This is a genomic window from Microcystis sp. M53598_WE2 (assembly GCF_030067735.1).
Classification (GTDB): domain Bacteria; phylum Cyanobacteriota; class Cyanobacteriia; order Cyanobacteriales; family Microcystaceae; genus Microcystis; species Microcystis aeruginosa.
In genome coordinates, this window is sequence record NZ_JASJFE010000701.1 from 1 (window position 1) to 1410 (window position 1410).

Sequence of the window (1410 nt, forward strand, 5' to 3'; positions counted from 1 at the left end):
AAATCCACAATTAAAGTTAATGACCGAGCTACTTCACCTAGAAGGAGTTGTCGTTACCAATTATCAAATTATTACCGATATAAGAATTGTTTTACATTTAGAAAATATGTCAAGAGAAAGCCAGTGCATTATAAACCCGTCCATTGCATAACACAAACCGAAGAACCGAAAAAACATGGCAGACAATTTAAAATCAATGACGAATCCACATGGTGGCCAACCGACGCAACAGTGGAAATCAATGACCCGAAACTCGGATTAATCCGAGTGAGTCAATGGCAACAGTTACATTTTAAAACAGCTTCTCAGCAGAAATTAAGTCTAATTAAAGTGGAAAGGTTGAATCCTAAAAAAACGGGAGAGGCACATCGCCCCTTATGGTTAATTTGGGTGGGAGAGGCATTTTTATCCTTAGAAAAAGTTTGGTCACAATATGCACGTCGTTTTGGAGTTGACCATTGGTATCGCTTTGCGCTCGCAAAGATTACATTGGACTTTACCTTCTTTAAGTACACCTGTTCAATGTGAGAGATGGAGTGATTTAATGCCGTTGATGACTTGGCAATTATGGTTAGTCAAAGATTTGGTAGCAGATTATCATCTTCCTTGGCAAAAACCGCAAACCCTATTAACTCCTGAAAGGGTAGCACAGTCTCTGTTTTCCCTTTTGATAGAGATTGGTTCGCCCGCTCAACCACCTAAAACTAGAGGAAAGTCTCCTGGCTGGGAAAAAGCTGAGAGGGGGACAAGCGAGCTAGAAGGTAGATAGGGCAAGCGATATAGCTCTTTGTCCTTTGATGTAATCCTTCAACCGATAGCGGCTAATTTGCATTAGCTCTTCTATATTTTTTTGGAACATTTGATGTAGCTGGAGCCAATGATAGAGATGTTGACCCACATAAAAACTACTGTGTCTGCGTTGACCTTTATATCTTTTTTCAGGTCTTGTGACATATTTTTGGATTCCCATATCCTTAATTTTTTTACCTTGCAGTGTGGCACTTGTATAGGCGATAGCTATAACAATTATCAGCTTTGATAAGTATTGCGGTGCTAATTGAGAACCTTCTAAGCTATAGCCTCCCGACTTAAAATCTCGGAACATCTCCTCAATATCAAATCTTTTTTGATAGGCCATTATTGCCGTCTCTAAATCTCCAAAGTTAGTCAGAATATACCAAGGCTCTTTTGTTTGAAAAACCCGATAAGTTTTTTTCCACTTACCCGCTAAGTTAAACTCGCCAAATCCCTTCTCTTTTGTAATATTTACATCATGCAAAAATAATTGAGTTCCTGGACTTAAACCTAACTCTCTCATTTCTTGATAAATTCCTTCTTTTGTCTTGACATTTGTACTTTTTTTTTGTCTTAAACAAAAGTACAAACTCTGCTTCTGAAGCCACTTTCCAA

General features: G+C 38.3%; 1 protein-coding gene and 2 pseudogenes. 2 read left to right on the forward strand and 1 reads right to left on the reverse strand.

Features of this window, described 5'->3' with window-relative positions:
• Positions 1-130, forward strand: a pseudogene (locus PX636_RS22905) (ISL3 family transposase); the annotation flags it as partial.
• 35 nt (positions 131-165) lie between these two features.
• Positions 166-739, forward strand: a pseudogene (locus PX636_RS14285) (NF041680 family putative transposase); the annotation flags it as partial.
• A 15-nt stretch (positions 740-754) separates the two neighbouring features.
• Here the strand turns inward: PX636_RS14285 and PX636_RS14290 are convergent.
• Positions 755-1410: transposase family protein (locus tag PX636_RS14290; protein ID WP_502882887.1), on the reverse strand; the 656-nt coding region annotated here is incomplete at its 5' end.